The organism is Chitinophaga sp. RAB17 (assembly GCF_052114225.1).
Lineage (GTDB): Bacteria > Bacteroidota > Bacteroidia > Chitinophagales > Chitinophagaceae > Chitinophaga.
Map to the genome: position 1 here is coordinate 1 of NZ_JBFREI010000020.1, position 18901 is coordinate 18901.

Genomic DNA, 18901 nt, shown 5'->3' on the forward strand with positions numbered 1-18901 from the left:
TTCGCTGCGTCTCTAATGGTAGCACCATTCAGCAGCAGGTTAGCACCAATTGTGATGCCATCCATATCCAGATCTCCGTTCTGAACAGTGTACCTGAAGGATAAATCCTGTGTACCGGCGCCTCCAGTATAAACCGCTGAAACATTTGTTCCGCCTATATTTACACTGATGGATGGCACACCGCCTGTAGTATTGATGAGCACATTTTCACTGTACGTCACTATAAAGGTCAACACACTGCCAGCTTTATAATAACCATTCGCAGGCACAATTACCTGTGTAACTACTGGTGCCGTGATATCTGCAGTAATACTAATGGTGTTACTGGCAGTGTTCCCGTTGTTGCCAATATTCACGGCTACATCTGCAGGCAATGAAATACCAACAGCCCCATTGGCTGTTGGCGTTATATCAATGGTATAGGTAATGTTGTCGGTAGTTTGCAGCGTAGCAGCACTCGCATTGGCTAATGCAAAGTCTGCTACGGTAAGACCAGTTACCGCTTCGCTGAAGACAGCAGTTACCGTAAACGGTGCGTTCACAACGGCAGCGGCAGCGGTAGACAGCGTTACTGTTGGATGCGCCGTATTCACAAATATCCTGGTGGTGTTGGCAATATTATTCAAAGCAGTCAGCGCATTATTGCCAACAGCATCTCTAATAGTACCTCCATTCATGACCATGCCATTATTTAGAACGATGCCATCCATATCCATATCTCCATTCTGCACCGTATAGCTAAAGGATAACACCTGCGTACCAGAACCATTGGTATAAACTGCCGGAACCGTTATGCCACCAATATTTATCCCTATGGCTGGCTGGCCAAGGGTAGTATTTACCACCACATTCTCACTGTATTGCAATGCAAAGGTTAATGTGTTCCCGGCCTTATAGTAGCCATTGGCGGGTACACTTACCAGCGTAATTACCGGTGCGGTTTTATCCGCAATTACGCTGAGCGTGTTACTGGCGGTATTGCCGTTATCACCAATGTTAATGGCTGCATCTGCCGGCAACAGAACACTGACAGCACCGTCTGTAGTGGGAGTTACGGAGAAAGTATACGTGATATTATTTGTCGTCTGAAAATTGCTGACCGTGCCATTGGTAACGGTGAAATCTGCCGCAACAAGACCAGTCACTACTTCCGTGAAAGTCGCCGTAACAGGGAATGGCCCACTAACACCTGGGCCTGCGGTGGTAGATAACACAACATCCGGATGCACGGTATTTATAAATATGCCACTTGCATCCACATTGCCGGGGAAAATCGGGTTCACATCATTACCCGCAATATCCCGGATGGTGGCGCCCGCACCTAATGAAATGGCTGGGCCAATTGAAATACCATCTACATCCATATCTCCATCCTGTATCACATAGCTGAATGTCAGCGCATTGGTACCGGAACCGCTTACATATTCAACCGGAACGGTTGCTGCGTCCATATTAATAGCCATCAGCGGAATACCATTGGTGGTATTCACGATCACGTTTTCATCAAAGTGAACAACGAAACTCAACGTCTTCGTGGCATTATAATATCCATTGGCAGGGATATCTACCTGCGTCACTTTAGGCTGCTTAAAGTCGGCAGTCACAGTAATTTGATTCGATGCCGTGTTACCGTTTTGCCCCGCATTCACCGCTGCATCTGCAGCAACTGATATACTTACAGGCCCGTTTGTCATCGGCGAAATATCTATCGTATAGGTAATATTGTCTGTTGTTTGTGGCGCATCTGCCGTCGCATTCACCAAATTGAAACCCGCTGCCGTGAGTCCCGTTACCGGTTCGCTGAAAACAGCGGTTATGGTAAATGTACTGTTCAGTATCGCCGGAGCGGTGGTTGATAATGTTACAGTGGGATGTGTTGTGTTGACCAATACTCCGCTGGTAGGGGCGACATTTTGCAGTGTAAGCGCAGCATTATTGCCAGCTGCATCGCTGATCACCGCGCCATTCAACAGAAGATTTGCACCAACAGCAATACCGTCCATATCTCCATCGCCATTCTGCACCACATAATCAAAGATCAGTTGAGAAGTGCCGGAGCCGCTGGTGTATTGCGCCTGCACTGTTGTTCCGCCGATAATCACCGCCAGAGAGGGTGTACCACCTGTTGTATTAACAATTACATTCTCATTATATGCTACTGTAAAGCTTAATGTACCGGAAGCATGGTAATAACCATCTGCCGGCACGCTTACCTGCGTAACTACCGGCGGTGTTAAATCAGCAGTAACAGCAATCTCGTTAGATGCAGTATTACCATTTTGCAATGCATTTTCTACAACATCTGCAGGAAGCGATACGCTAACAGGGCCGCCACCGGTAGGTGTTACCCATATTGTATAAGTGATATTATCGTTCGTTTGCGGAGTAGTTACGTTCGCATTTGTCATAATGAAATCAAATGCGGTTAGTCCCGTCACTGCTTCACTAAAAACAACCGTTACCTGGAATGGATCTTTCAACACAGCTGGTGCAGTAGTTGACAACACAACTGATGGACGTGTAGTATTCACCGTAATGCCAACAGTATTATTTGCTGGCAGTCTGGTGAGTGCATCATTTCCCGCCAGATCCTTAACACGTCCACCGCCCCATCCAATATCACGCCCCAACAATATGCCATCCAGATCTTTGTCACCATCTTTTATGGCATAACTGTAAACCAATGTATTGGTACCGGATCCAGAGGCATAGAAAGCCTTTACCGCCTTTGTTCCTATGGTGATAGGTATATTAGGTGTGCCTCCGGTTGTTGTAACATACACCACTTCATTATACTCCACTGTAAAGTTCAGCACACCGGTAACATTGTAGGTACCGTTGACCGGTAAGGTCAGCTTTGTGATTTTGGGGTCCGTATAATCAGCCATCAGGGTGATCTCATTAGAGGCGCTATTTCCGCTTGAATAGCCATTCACAGCTCCATCAGCCGGCAACAATATCTTTACCGGGCCATTATAATTTGCTGCTACGTCTAAAGTATAGTGGATATTATCTGTTGTGGTTATCCCATCAAAATAGAGATTGGTTGTCTGGAAACTTGATGCTGTTAACCCTGTTACGGCTTCACTGAAAACGAGTGTTATGGTAAACGGATTATTTACCAGGGCAGGTGCCGTGGTGGATAATACCGCTGTTGGGCGTACCGTATTCACAGTAATTCCGCTTGGATCAATACCGGCAGGCAATGTGAGATTCGCCTTATTCCTGGCGGCATCCCGGATACGGGCGCCGTTCAGCAACAGGGTGGCTCCCAGTGCAATGCCGTCCATATCTATATCCCCATCCTGTATCTTATAGCTAAAGGTCAACGCATCATTACCTACCCAGGCAGTAAAGTCTGTCACTACTGTTTTCCCTCCGATGGTTAACTCCAAAGAAGGATTTCCATTGGTTGTCTGCACAATTACATCTTCACTGAAATGGACGGTAAAATCCAACGTGCTGGTAGTACCATATTTTCCTGCAGCGGGGATATCCAGCTTTGTAATCGTGGGTATCGTCAGGTCAGCCGTCAAGTCCAGTTGATTAGAAGCGAGGTTGCCATTCGGACCTGTATTCACCGCTGAATTTGCAGGAAGTGATACGCTCACCGGGCCATCGGTAACAGGGGTGATGTCTACAAAAAAATTAACGTTATCGGTAGTTGTTGGCTCACTGGCGGTAGCATTTACTAATGTAAAGTCTGATGCGGTAAGGCCGGATACGAAATCGCTGAATACTACGAGAATTTGAAAAGGACCATTTACGATCGATGGTCCCGGGCCGCTTATATCCACTGTCGGAATCTTTGAATTAATTAACACACCACTGGCATCCGTTACATTATTCAGTGTCATTACGGCGTTATTCCCTGAGGCATCCTGTATCGCCCCCGATGAAATCGTCAATGCTGGTCCTATCTCTATTCCATCCAGGTCCTGATCCCCCGGTTGTATGATATACTTGAACATCATACTCGTAGGACTATTAATACCATATAAGGGGATCATCACTTGTCTGGAGCCTATCGTTACAGGTAAATAAGGTGTTTCACCAACAGGATTGACAGCAACCGCTTCAGAAAAATCAACAATAAAATAAAAGGGATCTCCTGTTACATATGCTCCCGCTGCAGGCACACTTACCATGGTAATTACCGGTGCTACATTATCCACCGAAATACTCACAACGCCGGAAGCTACATTATTCTCTCCAAGGGTGTTAGTTAACACCCCCGCAGGCAAGCTAACAGAAAGTACGCCGGTTACAGCAGCAGGAAAATGTACAGTGGCTGTATATATATTGGGATCTGGCGTTGCCATCATGTTATTCACATAAGCACCCGGCATTCCGCTTAAACTGAAATCACTTACCGAAAACCCTACGGCCGGCTCACTGAATGTAACCGTAATAATAGCCGTGGTGGAATTGGATTTCAGAGGCATTGACAGCGTCGCTGTAGGAGGCACACGATGAGCTACATCTGCGGCCTTTACCAGGTAGCTGCCGAAGAGCATAATAAATACAAGGAGCAGTAACTTAATATTATTGAGTAGAGAATGATTCATATAAACTCATTAAAAAGGCATAGAGGAAGGATACTATTCTTCGGAAATCCGGAGAATAATAATGATGGATTGACTAAGATTATCTGAACAGGTGGATAGTAGCCCCTATTTCATAAGTATTATTAACATAGGTTTTGATTCCCCCGGTCTGAGCAGTGTACAAAACCCGGAGGGCTAAAGTTTTCATGATATCTACCCCAATTCCGGCAGTTACGCTTTTAGAGGTATGATATATGGCCAGTACGTTGGCAACCTCATTTAGTACGGCCACGTTGACGCCTATATCAAAGATGTTATCATAGCCTCTTACGCCACGATAACAAATCTTTGGTTCCACACTGCTGATCACCGCATCGGATGTAAACCGATAGGAGGTTGCGGAATAAAAGGTATTACCACCATCTACTTCATTATTGTCTCCCGTAACCAGGCCTCTTATATTAGGGACGGCGGCTTGCAGGTTCCAATGCCCATCTGTATAGGCCATTCCGAATTCGCCTTCAAAATAATCATCCCGGCGGTTGAATGCCCCGATAGAAGGATCGTTAGGGTCTCCACTCAGGTCTTTAGTATTTAACCGTTGCATGTTAAGTGCAAGCGAAAGTCCGAAACTTAACTGCTGTCCCTTATCACTTAGTGGCAGGTGATAAGCATAGGAAAGCGCTATTCGTGTGCGGTTAAGTAAGCCGGCAGCATCATTAAACACCCGAAATCCCGCACCCACTCTGTTACCGATGTTCCCATCGGCCGACAAAAATTTGGTGACGGGTGCGCCCGCGATATCCCCCCATTGATTACGGTAGGAAGCATTGATGTGCAACCCCGTATCTATGCCTGCCATGGCAGGATTGGCCAGGTACTGATTTTGAAAGAATTGGGTCCCGGAAGGCTCCAGTAACGCAGCTGCTTTGCTGAACGATTGAGCCATACCACGTAGGGAGAGCAGGAAAAGACCGGATAACAGGAATAAACAGATATAGGATTTATTACGCATAATCTCTTATTGGTTCAATTTTAACCCAGGATGATCGCTACATAAATAATTACCTGCGCTATTACAGCAGGTAAATAGATGCGTTGCACTCATTCGTCCTGAATAAATGAAACAGGCAAATAAGTGCACTTCCAACCATCTGGAATTTTCTGTAAAGAGATATCATCCACGATAAATAAACCAATAACAGGTGTCGACAAAGTGTATACACATAGAAAAACTTTCGTTGTACACACAAACGGAAAGTTCTATAATTAATTGATTATCTAATAGTTATATAAACAGAGATTAGTTCTGTTCCGGAGAGGATGGAATGGAACCTGTAGGGTTATTCATCTTTTTATTTAACCTTGCTTTCGCCTGTCTTACACTGGCGGGTTCTATATTAAGTAACGCCGCAATTTCTTTGGTAGACAAATGAATATGGAAATAAGCGTACAATCTTAGTTCATTTTTGGTCAGAGTAGGGTGACTGGCTTGCAGGTTTTCAAAAAAATCGGGATGTACCTGTTCAAAATGCAATTTGAATTTATCCCATTCTGCGTCCAGGTGCTGTCCATCCTTCAGGGAAGACTTAATATTTTTTAAGCCGGGATGTTTAACATGTGGATAAAGATTGTCAATATCCTGTAGCTGATCTTTCAGATCTGCCAGCAATTTATTTTTTTGATGTATGTACAAACTGTTACCAACAAGTTCTCGTTGGTTGGCTTCCAGTTTTTGTTGTAGCAAATCATTCTTGTCCTTTTCTTCCTGGATAGTCAGCACAATCTGTTCATTTTCCTTTTCAATCACCTCACATTTGTACATGGCCTGTGCAATATCTGTTTCCAGCTTCTCCAGCTCCAGTTCTTTTAGTTTCAACTCCTCATTCACCACCCGGATACGGGCCAGTAGTGCTACCGCAAATGTGAATATCTGGGAAAATATAGCCATTTCAGGCAACAGTAAGTGATTTTCTACATAAGGTGGCGATGAATGAATAATGAAATATGTAGCAAAAATGACGATAAAAAGTAACGGCAACATATTCGCCAGTAAAAAATGCTTGGCGGCTCTTACTTTGTATTTATAGGCAATTAAACAGGTAAGGATAACGGTTAACATAATAGATACGATGAGAATATTATCGTACAACAATGTGAAACTATCTGAGTAATATAATCCCGTAATAGTAATAACGGCAGACACCAATGCAAACAAGACATAACCATACGTAAGATATTTAAGCACCTTATCACAGCGAGGCAACAGTTTTTCCGTACGCAGGTATATCCGGGTCAGCTGAACAGCTCCCGAAACAATAATCGCAGATGCCACATGTAAAAAGAAAGCATTAAGATCATAGGCATATACGGTTCCGTCAGGGTTCAGTCTTACATTGTATATGGCAACCGGAAAAAACAGGTTAAAGAAATGCTTGAACGAGGTAACAAAAATAATTCCGCCAATCTGTACTGCCAGGTAACAGCCATAAATATTATCCTTTAACTGCAAATAGGTATATAAGCTATAGCCGCAGAAGCTGAGTAATATAAACACGCCCACCAGCCAGGAATACCATAAAAAGCTTTCCCGCCCATCGAAGGAGATCTCTTTTTCCAGTATAATAAATGGTTGGATACTATATCCATAAGATTGTACGTCGCGGATATCGATTTTTATATACAGCGTATTTTTGGTGTCTCCCTGTAGAAAAAGCGGCACCACTTCTCTTTCCCTTTGTTGGGCTGGTACTGCTAAACCAGCGCGGTAACTGACCCATTTGCCCTTATTACTATCAAAAAAATACAGGGTATAATTTAACCGTAGCGATAACGAAAGCCGATAGCTCTCCTTATTGGGGTAAGGGTTTTCCACCACCACTTTCACCCAGTAGTAATCAGTAGCAGCGGTATTTAATAAGGTATGCTGTGAAAAAGCCAGCGTGGTATCTGTCAGGATCCGATCAAAGCTATACTGACTATCCCGCAGTACATCATACGTTTTAATCTGTAAAAAAGCATCGTTTGTTAAAACATGCGTGGTTTGTGCGTTTAACCTGGTAACAACACAAAGCAGTATAAGGAATAAATATTTTATTTTTCGGGTTGGCATCCGGACCTATGTTACGAGTATTTCGTACTGACGTTAAAGTTAGTAGGTTTAACTTTATCATAGGTAAATAATTTAAAGAAAAAGAAAGGAGAGGAGGGAATTATTAAACGCGGGTTCGGAAAATAATTTCATTTATGTAATTGATAATTTTCAATATGTTATAAATGTTATTATGTAATTGATTCTATTCTTATAACTTAGATTTTAATACATTACTTATTCCCTTTTGATTCAAAAAAAGAAAAGGCTTTCAGGTATAAACACTGAAAGTCTTTAACAGGTTTTACCGTTTTCGATTACTTTTTGTGTCACCTGGGAAGGTCGTAGGTTTGGAGTGTTATTATCCAGGATAAAAGCAGGAAATAGAAATAGGTTTATATTTATAATTCATCCATAAAATTATTCAGTATGTATTTTATCCAGGTAACAAAGTATGAAAGTGGCGATGTTGTTGAATTAAATATCAATCATATCGTTTTATATCGTAACAGTGTTGATACTGAAGATGCGGTTATTATTGAGACTACTCAGAGTAAAGTTCTGGTGAGGGAGTCTATGGAAAGAATAGGTGTTTTGATTAAGAATGCACGTGATAAATAAGGGGCCCGTCAGTCTTTTACTTATTTACTTTGTTCTCGGTAATCACCGTTTACATAGCTCATTTAACGTCCATCTGCCAGTATACGGATAACAACATCGCCTTTGTCGAACGAGGCCTGCTAAATACTAATAATAGCGCAATCTGTATTATTAGATAAGGTGGCATCTGCCATTAATGCCTCCCCGTTCTGAATGCTAATAAAACTCGCGGAATATCTTTTTTCAATATTCTCTAAATGCCCATACACTCGCATTTGCCATTCTCAAATCCCCATTGAACTATCCTTGAATATTATACAATACTCAATACACTAGCTATAGATAATCTTCAATTTGTCCCGAAAACACGTTCCCCGAATTATGTTATATTTATAGTAATCAAAATAATCTCCCATGGCAAAACAAATGTCTGTCATTTCCTTTACGGGAAAACTCGGCCATCTCATTGGGTATAAGCGCAATGGCAAATACTTCCTGCGCTCCATGCCGGAAAGCGTGCAGCAAACGGCTGCTACCCGCCGCGCATCCCGTCGCTTTGGCATCGCCAGCAGGAAAGGCGCTTTTATCCGGCATGCTTTCTACCCCCACCTGGATATCCATTGTGACGGTGGCCACATCAATCGGCTCAACAAGCTACTCATTGCTGCCGGCGATCATCATGCCGCCCTGACAGGCTTCCGCTTCAATCAGCATACCGGCGTAGATCGTTTCTTTGCGGTGGCTCCCCGGCTTCTGAGTAACGGGGTATTAAATATTCCTGCACAAACCATAGCCGGGTATAAAGGTATCGCTGCCCTGGAAGTAAAAGTGATCGCAACACGCATTGATTTTAGATCACGCCAGGTGGCGGGTAGCGAAACGGTTACGCTGATGATAGATCCGGATGGCACTTTCCAGGAAACAAATGTTTCTTTGGATGTACCCGGACAGGGTTCACTGGTAGTAGTTTTCCAGGTAAGAGCAATGTACAAAGATGGCCCATCCAACAGCAGACAATATACGGCGGCCGATATTATTGCAGTGGCAGCGCCACAGTTACTCAAATACACCCATAAACGTACTTACCCCAAGCGGAAGATATTGCTTCCCAACCTTACCTATACATACACATATCCAGCTGTCATTCAACTGGAATAAAGCCATCTTGCCCCCGGAGATATTTTGATGAATAAACCCTTTATACCTGCTTTCTTTAAATAGTATATCTCTTTCCGCAACTACAGCCTGGTACTGAAGCAGCCCTTCTATGGCCAGTTCTGACCTCCAGCCGTCTTCTGATTCAATTTCATCCCGGTTATACACCCTGACGTCATCCCCGCATCAAGTCCACCTCTGCTGCGGTGTTTCTATAGGTACATAGCGGGTACTAAGCATAGCATAGACGGAGTCTACGTAATGAAAAGGTAATGTTGATTATAATGATGGGGTTCTTAATGTACTTATCTTAAAAGAGTGTTCAGAGATAACGAAAATAAAATTCCTTCTAAAATATCCGTGATGCAGGTTTTGGGGCAGCTGGTAGGCTTCTTCCTTTGTAGATTAACTAAACTGTTTGCTTAAAATTTACACTATCTCCCAAGTTTTCAACTTGATCGCCCAAGCTCAATTAGGGCTGATCTGATTGTAAAAATCTATCTTCCGTTATTGAAAACAAAGTTTAATATCCTTCTCCAAAAAACTCCTCCATCGTCATTCCAAACGCACTAACCACCTTCACCAAACTACTAAACCTCAAATCCTTCCCTTGCTCATACCTCCCAAACTGCGCCCGTGGAATATTATGCTCATAAGCAAAATACTCATAGCTGGTATACCCCGCCTTAATTCGCAAATCTTTAATCCTCGCGCCCAATTTCGCGAGCTGGTCATCTGGATCAAGCTGCACTTTTTCAGTGTTTTTCTTTTTACTATCCATACACTAAAATAAATGAATAGTTTATACATTAGTAACCATCAATATATTACTACCAATAAGAAACCACTAATAAATAACTACAAATAAGTAGCTAAATTCATTCTTTTTTTTTAATTTGCTTTAAACACTAACAATATGCTCAAGCTATCAGGTTAAAAAAAATCAAAGTACTATTTTAGCGATCTAAAGATATTTCAAGCTTCTTGCTTTAGATCTCGTCCTGGTAAACTGGTAATTTCAATGGCGACGAGGAGGAAAGTGGGTAGCCCATGCTATGACGCATGGGCTCACTTAATCGTCGCCGGGTATACCAGTACCTCCAGGACGTTAAGTTGGGTCCTGCGTCTTTTTTATTTTCCTCACACCAAGACCCCTCTCTTATAAAATTATAATCAGGTATTAAACGACCAGCTGGCCGCATAGGAATGATTTTGTCATTACAGGAGGCAATTTCATATCTGTTGAATAAAAACACAAAAAGTAAAACGAGTTCTATGAATAATGAACCTATTTACCCAGAGTGGTATAATCAGCCTTTTAATTTGACCATAAACGAGCTTTCAAATCCCCTCGGTGTTATACGGGACTTTTGCTGGCAATATTCCTTGTCTGAAATCAGATCGTCATTGAAGGAGTGGTATGCTGCATCATTATCAGATGAAGCCGCAAACACCATGATGATCTTTACAATGTATACCGATGTCGAACGGTTAATTAGTGCTGTTCATCTGTTAAATAATCAAACCAAGGAAAAAGACGAAAATATTTAACTTCTATACTTCAAGAAATATTCTATTGCAAATTCATGCACTTCGAATATGAGTTATTAAACACTGTTATAAAACAATGGAACCAATCCCCCTGGCTATTCTTTGGCCGGGAGTTCATTTTATCCAATAGTAAAGGAGAGCCAAGTACAAGACTTGTTGTTTGATATATCAAGGTATAAAGCCCTTTGTATGCAAATTGTATACAAATGATAAAAGGCTTCCCGCGTCTCACCGCTGAAAGCCTTTTATGTAGTGTGGTCCCACCTGGGCATGATCCAGGGACCCCCTGATTATGAGTCAGGTGCTCTAACCAACTGAGCTATAGGACCCGTTCCGAAGAACAAAAATTCCCCTTTTCAAGGGACGGCAAAATTAATTATTTTATTGAATTAACCTAAAATATTTTTTTGATACCAACGCGTACGCCTATACTTTAATAAATTTGCCTTCAATCTTTCACCATATGCAAGGCATCAAAAATATCATTTTCGATCTGGGTGGCGTAATTCTTAATATTAACTACCAGCTTACCAGCGACGCTTTTACCCAATTGGGGGTAAAAAACTTTAAGGAGCTGTACTCGCAGTTTCATGGCTCCAGTTTGTTTAACAGGTTGGAAACAGGGCATGTGTCAACCGAGGAATTCCTCGCAGAAATGCATCAGCATGTACCGGAAACCGTAACAGATGAGCAGTTAAAGGCTGCATGGAATGCCATGTTACTCGACTTTCCGCTACAGCGCCTGCAGTTATTACAGCAGTTGCGGCAGCATTATAACCTTTATTTACTTAGTAATACCAATGCTATTCACCTGGAGGAGTTCAACAGGATGCTGCAGGAAACGCGGGGAATCCCTTCTCTGAGCAGTTTCTTCGACCGGGCGTACTATTCTCATCTGATGGGACAGCGTAAGCCGGATAAAGCATCTTACCAGATGGTATTGGATGAAAATGGGCTGAAAGCTGCGGAAACGGTGTTTATAGATGACCTTTTACCTAATATAGAAGGGGCGAAGGCCGTAGGATTACAAACCATCCACCTCGAATCTCCTAAAACGATACTGGATATTTTCCGCCCTGCGAGCGCGGTATAACAAAAAAGGCTGGTTTAGTAAACCAGCCTTTTTTGTTATTTAATTTCTTCGAAATCAAGATAATCTCCTTTATCCACTTTCTTGGGTTCAGGAGGAGAGGAGGGCTGCTTGGGATTTCCCGGCTGCGCACCTTGTTGGCTTTCATATTGCTGGCGCATATGATCTTGCATATCGCTCATCTGCCTACGTACTTGCTTGGTCATTTTATAGCCCGGTATGAGCAGGTCAAATACCAACTTGTACAGCAGCCAGGCAATAAATATGGAAAAGAGAAATTTCAACATAATGGTGCGAAGTTAGCGGAATATAGTATCCGGCGCCTTGAAAATCACCTCATTTTAAGGTTTTTTTAACTTTCCGCCAGGTTTAAAATCCAAGCAGCGCAACGCAGGTTAATGCCTCTTTCTTGTTAAATTGCCAGGTCATTTTGCGGTAGTTGACGGCGTCAATGATGGTGCCGACAAAGCAAAACCCCAGTGTGATAAAGTATATAACTCCCATAGCAATCTGGTTCAACAGAAAGCGTTGAACTCCTGCGGGACCGAGCAATCCAATCAGGCTGCAGATAAGAATAGTTTGCGGATCCTTACGTCTGCTTTGGTATACAGTCAGAAAACGTTGTTTATTTTCTTCAGAATAACCTTTGGTGAGTTCCTGTAACCATATCAATTCCTCGGTTTCTATTCCTGGAAGCGTTACAAATGAAAAAGCGGTCATAGTATTGGGTTTATTGTTGTTTAAGGTCAGCGTATTGGAGACGGGCCAGTTGTACGGTGCGGTATAGCAATACCACTACTACCAGGGGCGACAGCCAGTGATGGTGGATCGCAGCAGACCATTGACCGTGTAAAAAATAATGAATACCGTGGCCTAAGCCGCAGCCGGGACAAAAGGGGATGCCCAGGTTTTTTAGTAAACATAAGCTACCGGCATTTTCATCTGGCGTCATTAAGTATAGCAGGACCAGCCCCAGGGGCCAGGCAATTAGTTCTATATTTATTTTTCGCCAGAAAGCAGTGCTCACATCAAATATTTTAAAAATACATATGAATGATGGCAGAGCCTCTCATCTAAATATTTATATACAAGTTAAAGAAATAGTTTTTCAATCAAAATAAAATCCTAATTTTGTATGAGGAAAAATGATTCAAACGAAGGGGACGAGATATTGTCCCCTTCGCGCTTTTTGTATGGCAAACGAACACGTGATAAAAACTATCCGGGAAATGGCAGAAGGACTGCTGGCTAACGATCCCGACAATTTTTTGGTAGACATCAGAATTAAGCCCACTAACAATATCAAGCTCTTTCTGGACGGAGATAAAGGGGTGCCGGTGGCTACACTGGTGTCGTTTAACCGTCAGTTATATCCTTTGCTGGAAGCAGCTGAACTGTTCCCTAACAATGATTTCTCCCTTGAAGTCTCGTCTCCCGGACTGGATGAACCGCTCAAACTGCACAGACAATACCTTAAAAATATTGGACGCAAAGTGGAAGTAACCCTGCTGGATGGCTCAGTAAAGGAAGGTACCCTGCAATCAGCAACGGAAGAAGAGATTAACATTGAAGAGTTGATTGGCAAGAAGAAAGAGAAGAAATCAACCGATTTAAAACTTAATGAAATAAAGCACACAAAGGTGTGCATCGTGTTTTAAAATATAACAACTAAACATGGCTAGTATTAACTTGATTGAGTCATTTACCGAGTTCAAGGAGGCGGAAAATATCGACCGTCCTACATTGATGAAGGTCCTGGAGGATGTGTTCAAAACACTGCTGCGGAAAAAGTATGGCTCAGATGAGAATTTTGACGTGATTGTAAATACCGAAAAAGGTGACCTTGAAATATTACGCCGTCGTACCATCGTAACCGATGGAGAAGTAGAAGATGAAAACGCACAGATCGCATATTCCCAAGCTATCAAGGTAGAACCGGATTATCAGGTAGGTGAAGATTTATATGAAGAGGTAGAGATCATGGATTTCGGTCGCAGGGCTATCCTGGCGGCTAAACAAACTTTATCTGCCCGTATCGGCGACCTGAAAAAGAATATTCTGGTTAAGAAATACGCCGACAAAGCAGGTGAAATTGTAAATGGTGAAGTATACCAGGTTTGGAAAAAAGAAGTTTTATTGCTTGATGATGAAGGGAATGAGTTAATTTTGCCTAAATCTGAGCAAATCCCCACAGATTATTTCAAAAAAGGGGAGAACGTAAGAGCGGTGGTGAAGAAAGTGGAAATGAAAAACAACGCACCACTCATCATTCTCTCCCGTACACATCCATCCTTCCTTGCTAAATTGCTGGAAATTGAGGTGCCTGAGATCTTTGACGGCCTGATTGTGATCAAGAAAATAGTTCGTGAACCAGGTGAAAGAGCCAAAGTGGCAGTAGAATCCTACGACGATCGTATCGATCCGGTAGGTGCCTGCGTAGGTATGAAAGGTAGCCGCATACATGGTATCGTGCGCGAACTGAGAAATGAAAATATAGATATCATTAACTTTACCACCAACATTCAACTGTTGATTCAGCGTTCCTTAACACCCGCCAGAATCAGCCGCATGGAAGTGGATAACGAAAACAAATATGCTTCCGTTTACCTCAACCCTGACCAGGTATCACTGGCCATCGGTAAAAAAGGCGTAAACATTAAGCTGGCTTGCGAACTGACTGGTTTTGAGATTGATGTATTCCGTGATGAAGCACAAGAACAGTCTGAATTTGATATCGATCTGGAAGAATTCTCGGATGAAATCGAAGAATGGATAATAGATGAACTGAAGCGAATAGGTTGTGACACTGCCCGCAGCGTATTAGAACTGACTGTTGAAGAACTGGTTCGCCGTTCAGATCTGGAAGAAGAGACAGTGCAGGATGTAAGAAGAATATTACAGGAAGAGTTTGACAAAGAATAAAGCCGAGCCACAACCCTTCCCAGGTAAAGGCCTTATTAGAAAGGGAATTGATTTTTTCGAGTTATTGTTTAAACGTAAAAAAACATCCCGTTTTGAAGAAACGGGAAACAGGGGAGGCCCGAAATACGATATGCCTGAAACAACAAACAACACACCACGCTTGCTGGCTGCAGCCAAGGAGTTTAATATTGGTAAGGAAACCCTCATCGATTTCCTTGGCAATAAAGGCTTTGACATGGGTGGCTTTGGTTCTCCCAATGCCCGCCTTACGGCTGTTATGTACACAGCACTGCAGTCGGAGTTCCAGCAGGACAAGGCTAACAAGCGCAAAAGCGACCAGATAGCCCTGCCCAAAGGAAGCGTGTTAGAAACGATGAAGAAGAAAGAGAAGGAGGAAGCGGAAGCGGCGGCTAAAAAGAATACCAATAAAGAAAATGAGGCAACTCCCGCTCCAGTAGCAGAAGCGCCTAAGGAAGAAAAACGTGAGCCTCAACCGGAACCAGTAAAGGAAACCCCTAAACCGGAACCACAACCACAGGCAACTGTTGCCCCGGCAACAACACCACCTCCCGCAAAGGAAAAAGCAGAACCGAAGCCTGAACCACCCGTTGTTACAGCTCCCCCTGTTGCGGAAGTTCCTAAAGCACCGGCAACGCCTCCTCCGGCTGAACCAGAAACAGTAAAAACAGAAGCGCCGAAAATTAACGGCCCTAAAGTCATTACTACCATCGATCTGGACGCATTAAACCGCAATAAAAAACCAGTTGCTAAAAAAGCAGAACAGGAAGAAACGCCGGCTCCGCAACCAGAAGCAGTAAAACCTCCGGTAAAGGAAGAAAAACCTACCCCGGCACCAGTTATACCAGCTCCTCCTGTTGCTGAAAAACAACCGGAACCTAAGCCAGTTCCTGCCCCTCCTGTACAGGAAGCAACTACAGCTCCAACTGAAAAACCAGTTGAGAAAGCTGATAAAGCCGTAAAAGTAGAACAGGCCCCTAAAGCCGAAACTACCCCTCCGGCAGAGAAAGTAGCGAAAACAGAAAAGACCGATACGACAGAAAAAACGGAAAAAGCCGCACCGGTTGAAGATAAACCTGTAGTTAAAAAAGTGGAAGAAGTATTACAAGAGGCAAAACCGGCTGCAGTCAAAGAACCGGCGCACATTCCTGTTAAACAAGTCGTAAAGACAGAACATCGCAAACCCACTGCTGCTGTCGATAACACACCACCAACACCTCCTCCCGCTGCCCCTCAGGCACAGGACGAACCAGCTGGTGCTGCTGTCATTGAAAATATTCAGGCCGAAAAATTAACCGGCCCTAAAGTAATCGGCAAAATTGAGCTGCCAGTTCAATCTGACAGACGCGATAATAATAAGAACAACTTTAGCAGGGACGAAAAACGCAAACGCAAGCGTATCATCGTGGAAAAGAAACCCGAACCTGTTCAGCCTAAAGATTTCAAGGAAGGCGACCGCAAAGAAGGTGGCACTCCGGGCGAACATCGCCCACATCAACACGGCGGACAAGGTGGCGGCGGAAATCGCCCTCACCATAATGATAACCGCGGTGGCGGTCATCAGGGTCAGGGACACCAGGGTGGTGGCGGAAATCGTCCACAAGGCGATAATCGCAACAATAATAACCGTCCAGGCGGCGCCAACACCGGAACCGGTGGCGGTGGTTACAACAGACCTGCAGGTCAGGGTCAGGGCGGTGGCTATAACAGGCCAGCCGGACAAGGCGGTGCAAGTGGTGCTGGTAACAGACCTGCCGGACAAGGTGGCGGATACAATCGTCCAGGCGGCGGAACCGGTGGAGGTAACAGACCAGGCGGTCAAGGCGGTGGCTATAACAGGCCAGGCCAGGGCGGCGGCGGTTACAACAGACCAGGTCAGGGTAACCGTGGCGAAGACAAACGCACTACCGAAGAAAAAGAAATCGATAAGAACGAGATCCAGAATAAGATCAAGGAAACAATGGCCAAACTCGGTGGCGGTCGCGGTAAAAACGTGAAAGCTAAACACCGTAGAGAAAAACGTGAAGAAAGAGCCCACCAGAAAGCGAAGGAAGGAGATGGAGACAACAAACTCCAGGTAACAGAATTCGTTTCTGTATCCGAACTGGCTAACCTGATGGATGTAAGCTTCGCAGAAGTTATCTCTAAATGTATGGGCCTCGGTATCATGGTATCTATCAACCAACGCCTCGATGCGGAAGTAATAGAACTGGTGGCCGGCGAATTTGGTTACGAAGTGGAATTCATCGGTCTGGAAGATGCAGAAGAATCCGATGATGAAGACGAAGTAGATGATCCTGCAGACCTGGAACCACGTGCTCCGATTGTGACCATCATGGGTCACGTAGATCACGGTAAAACCTCCCTGCTCGATTATATCCGTAGTGCAAACGTGGTAGCCGGTGAAGCCGGTGGTATCACCCAGCACATCGGTGCTTACCAGGTAACTACCGCAAGTGGTAAAAAAATCACCTTCCTCGATACACCTGGTCACGAAGCGTTTACAGCGATGCGTGCCCGTGGTGCCAAAGCAGCAGATATCGCTGTTATCGTGGTAGCTGCCGATGATGCCATCATGCCACAAACAAGGGAAGCAATATCCCACTCCCAGGCTGCTGGTCTGCCAATGGTATTCGCTATCAACAAAGTGGATAAAGAAGGCTCCAACCCTGAAAAAATTAAAGAACAACTGGCCGGCATGAACCTCCTGGTAGAAGACTGGGGCGGTAAATACCAAAGTCAGGAAATATCCGCTAAAAACGGATTGAATATAGATATCCTCCTCGAAAAAATATTGCTGGAAGCGGAACTGCTGGAATTGAAAGCAAATCCAGACCGCGAAGCATCCGGTAGTATCGTGGAAGCAACACTGGACAAAGGCCGCGGTTACGTAGCCTCCCTGCTGGTACAAAACGGTACCCTCCGTCAGGGCGATACCATTGTATCCGGCTCCTTCTTCGGTAAAATCAAAGCCATGTTCAACGAACGTGGTCAGAAAATGGAAGAAGCAGGTCCATCTATGCCAGTACAGGTGCTCGGCTTAAACGGTGCACCACAGGCCGGTGAGAAATTCAAAATGTTCGCAGACGAGTCTGAAGCAAAAGAAGTGGCTAACCGCAGAGCTCAAATCGTTCGTGAACAAGGTATCCGTACCAAGAAACACATCACACTGGATGAAATCGGTCGCCGTCTGGCACTGGGTAACTTCAAACAGCTGAACCTGATCATCAAAGCCGACTTTGATGGTTCCGTAGAAGCATTGAGCGATTCCCTGCAGAAACTGTCTACCGAAGAAATCGTTATCAGCATCGTACACAAGGCAGTAGGTCAGATCACAGAATCCGACGTATTGCTGGCTACCGCTTCTGACGCCATCATCCTCGGATTCCAGGTACGTCCTTCTTCCCAGGCTGCTAAGCTGGCGGAAAAAGAAAATATCGAAATCCGTAACTACTCCATCATCTATGACGCGATCGATGAAATCAAGAGCGCCATGGAAGGTATGTTGGAACCAAAAATCGAAAAGAAAGTGGTGTGCAACGTTCAGGTGCGCGAAACTTACAAATTCGAAAAAGTTACCGTGGCAGGTTGCTTCGTTACAGATGGCAAGCTGACAAGAAACACCCGTATCAATGTGGTGCGCGACGGTATCGTGGTTCACACCGGCGAACTCGGCTCCCTGAAACGTTATAAAGATGACGTGAAGGAAGTGGCCGCCAACATGGAGTGTGGTTTGAGTATTCGTGGATTCAGCGACCTCAGACCTAACGATAACATCGAAGGATTTGAAGAAGTAGAAGTAAAGAGAACATTATAAAACAGCTATTAGCCTTTAGCTATTAGCTTTTAGGAAAAATACAACGGAGAAAAGAGCGATTATCAGCGTAAAACCTGTAGCCGTTTTTTTCTCCGTTGTATTTTTCCTAA

General features: G+C 44.0%; 14 protein-coding genes and 1 tRNA gene. 7 read left to right on the forward strand and 8 right to left on the reverse strand.

Annotated elements, in window-relative coordinates; genetic code table 11:
- From AB4Z08_RS34110 to AB4Z08_RS34120, 3 genes are all read right to left on the reverse strand, one after another.
- The coding region (locus AB4Z08_RS34110) for a beta strand repeat-containing protein (RefSeq protein ID WP_441578265.1) at window positions 1-4568 on the reverse strand (4568 nt) is incomplete at its 3' end.
- A 79-nt stretch (window positions 4569-4647) separates the two neighbouring features.
- Complete coding sequence (locus AB4Z08_RS34115) at window positions 4648-5562, reverse strand: PorP/SprF family type IX secretion system membrane protein (protein ID WP_441578266.1); 915 nt, start codon at window positions 5560-5562, stop codon at window positions 4648-4650.
- Window positions 5563-5850: 288 nt separating this feature from the next.
- A complete protein-coding gene (locus AB4Z08_RS34120) occupies window positions 5851-7659 on the reverse strand; it encodes a 7TM diverse intracellular signaling domain-containing protein (protein ID WP_441578267.1) in 1809 nt (602 codons plus the stop codon).
- 408 nt (window positions 7660-8067) lie between these two features.
- Between AB4Z08_RS34120 and AB4Z08_RS34125 the strand changes: the two genes are divergently transcribed.
- Both AB4Z08_RS34125 and AB4Z08_RS34130 read left to right on the forward strand, forming a co-directional pair.
- Window positions 8068-8259 (forward strand): hypothetical protein, encoded by a 192-nt coding sequence (locus AB4Z08_RS34125; RefSeq protein ID WP_441578268.1) that lies wholly within the window; start codon window positions 8068-8070, stop codon window positions 8257-8259.
- A 393-nt stretch (window positions 8260-8652) separates the two neighbouring features.
- Complete coding sequence (locus tag AB4Z08_RS34130; RefSeq protein WP_441578269.1) at window positions 8653-9396, forward strand: hypothetical protein; 744 nt, start codon at window positions 8653-8655, stop codon at window positions 9394-9396.
- 520 nt (window positions 9397-9916) lie between these two features.
- Here the strand turns inward: AB4Z08_RS34130 and AB4Z08_RS34135 are convergent.
- A complete protein-coding gene (locus AB4Z08_RS34135; RefSeq protein WP_441578270.1) occupies window positions 9917-10174 on the reverse strand; it encodes a helix-turn-helix domain-containing protein in 258 nt (85 codons plus the stop codon).
- Between the two features lie 494 nt (window positions 10175-10668).
- Here AB4Z08_RS34135 and AB4Z08_RS34140 point away from each other — a divergent pair, with 494 nt between their 5' ends.
- On the forward strand, window positions 10669-10944 hold the full coding sequence (locus tag AB4Z08_RS34140) for a hypothetical protein (RefSeq protein WP_441578271.1): 276 nt from the start codon (window positions 10669-10671) through the stop codon (window positions 10942-10944).
- A 255-nt stretch (window positions 10945-11199) separates the two neighbouring features.
- On the opposite strand, the gene AB4Z08_RS34145 is transcribed toward AB4Z08_RS34140, so the two are convergent.
- Window positions 11200-11273: transfer RNA gene (locus tag AB4Z08_RS34145), tRNA-Ile, on the reverse strand.
- Window positions 11274-11407: 134 nt separating this feature from the next.
- Here AB4Z08_RS34145 and AB4Z08_RS34150 point away from each other — a divergent pair.
- Window positions 11408-12037, forward strand: coding sequence for an HAD family hydrolase (locus AB4Z08_RS34150; RefSeq protein ID WP_441578272.1), 630 nt, complete (start codon window positions 11408-11410; stop codon window positions 12035-12037).
- A gap of 35 nt (window positions 12038-12072) precedes the next feature.
- Here AB4Z08_RS34150 and AB4Z08_RS34155 read toward each other — a convergent pair whose 3' ends face one another.
- The 3 genes from AB4Z08_RS34155 to AB4Z08_RS34165 all read right to left on the reverse strand — a co-directional run bounded on the left by AB4Z08_RS34155 (window position 12073) and on the right by AB4Z08_RS34165 (window position 13061).
- Entirely contained in the window at window positions 12073-12321 is a 249-nt protein-coding gene (locus tag AB4Z08_RS34155; protein ID WP_441578273.1) for a hypothetical protein, read from the reverse strand.
- A gap of 82 nt (window positions 12322-12403) precedes the next feature.
- Entirely contained in the window at window positions 12404-12754 is a 351-nt protein-coding gene (locus AB4Z08_RS34160) for a TM2 domain-containing protein (protein ID WP_441578274.1), read from the reverse strand.
- Between the two features lie 10 nt (window positions 12755-12764).
- The gene (locus tag AB4Z08_RS34165) at window positions 12765-13061 is read right to left on the reverse strand and encodes a DUF2752 domain-containing protein (protein WP_441578275.1); all 297 of its coding nucleotides are present in this window, start codon (window positions 13059-13061) and stop codon (window positions 12765-12767) included.
- Between the two features lie 166 nt (window positions 13062-13227).
- Between AB4Z08_RS34165 and rimP the strand changes: the two genes are divergently transcribed.
- Genes rimP through infB form a run of 3 tightly spaced genes read left to right on the forward strand, consistent with a single transcriptional unit; the run spans window position 13228 to window position 18791 of the window.
- A complete protein-coding gene (gene rimP / locus AB4Z08_RS34170) occupies window positions 13228-13692 on the forward strand; it encodes a ribosome maturation factor RimP (protein ID WP_441578276.1) in 465 nt (154 codons plus the stop codon).
- Window positions 13693-13708: 16 nt separating this feature from the next.
- On the forward strand, window positions 13709-14956 hold the full coding sequence (gene nusA, locus AB4Z08_RS34175) for a transcription termination factor NusA (protein WP_133807155.1): 1248 nt from the start codon (window positions 13709-13711) through the stop codon (window positions 14954-14956).
- The gene (gene infB, locus AB4Z08_RS34180) at window positions 14943-18791 is read left to right on the forward strand and encodes a translation initiation factor IF-2 (protein WP_441578277.1); all 3849 of its coding nucleotides are present in this window, start codon (window positions 14943-14945) and stop codon (window positions 18789-18791) included. The genes nusA and infB overlap by 14 nt, the downstream gene beginning before the upstream one ends.
- Window positions 18792-18901 lie beyond the last annotated feature (110 nt).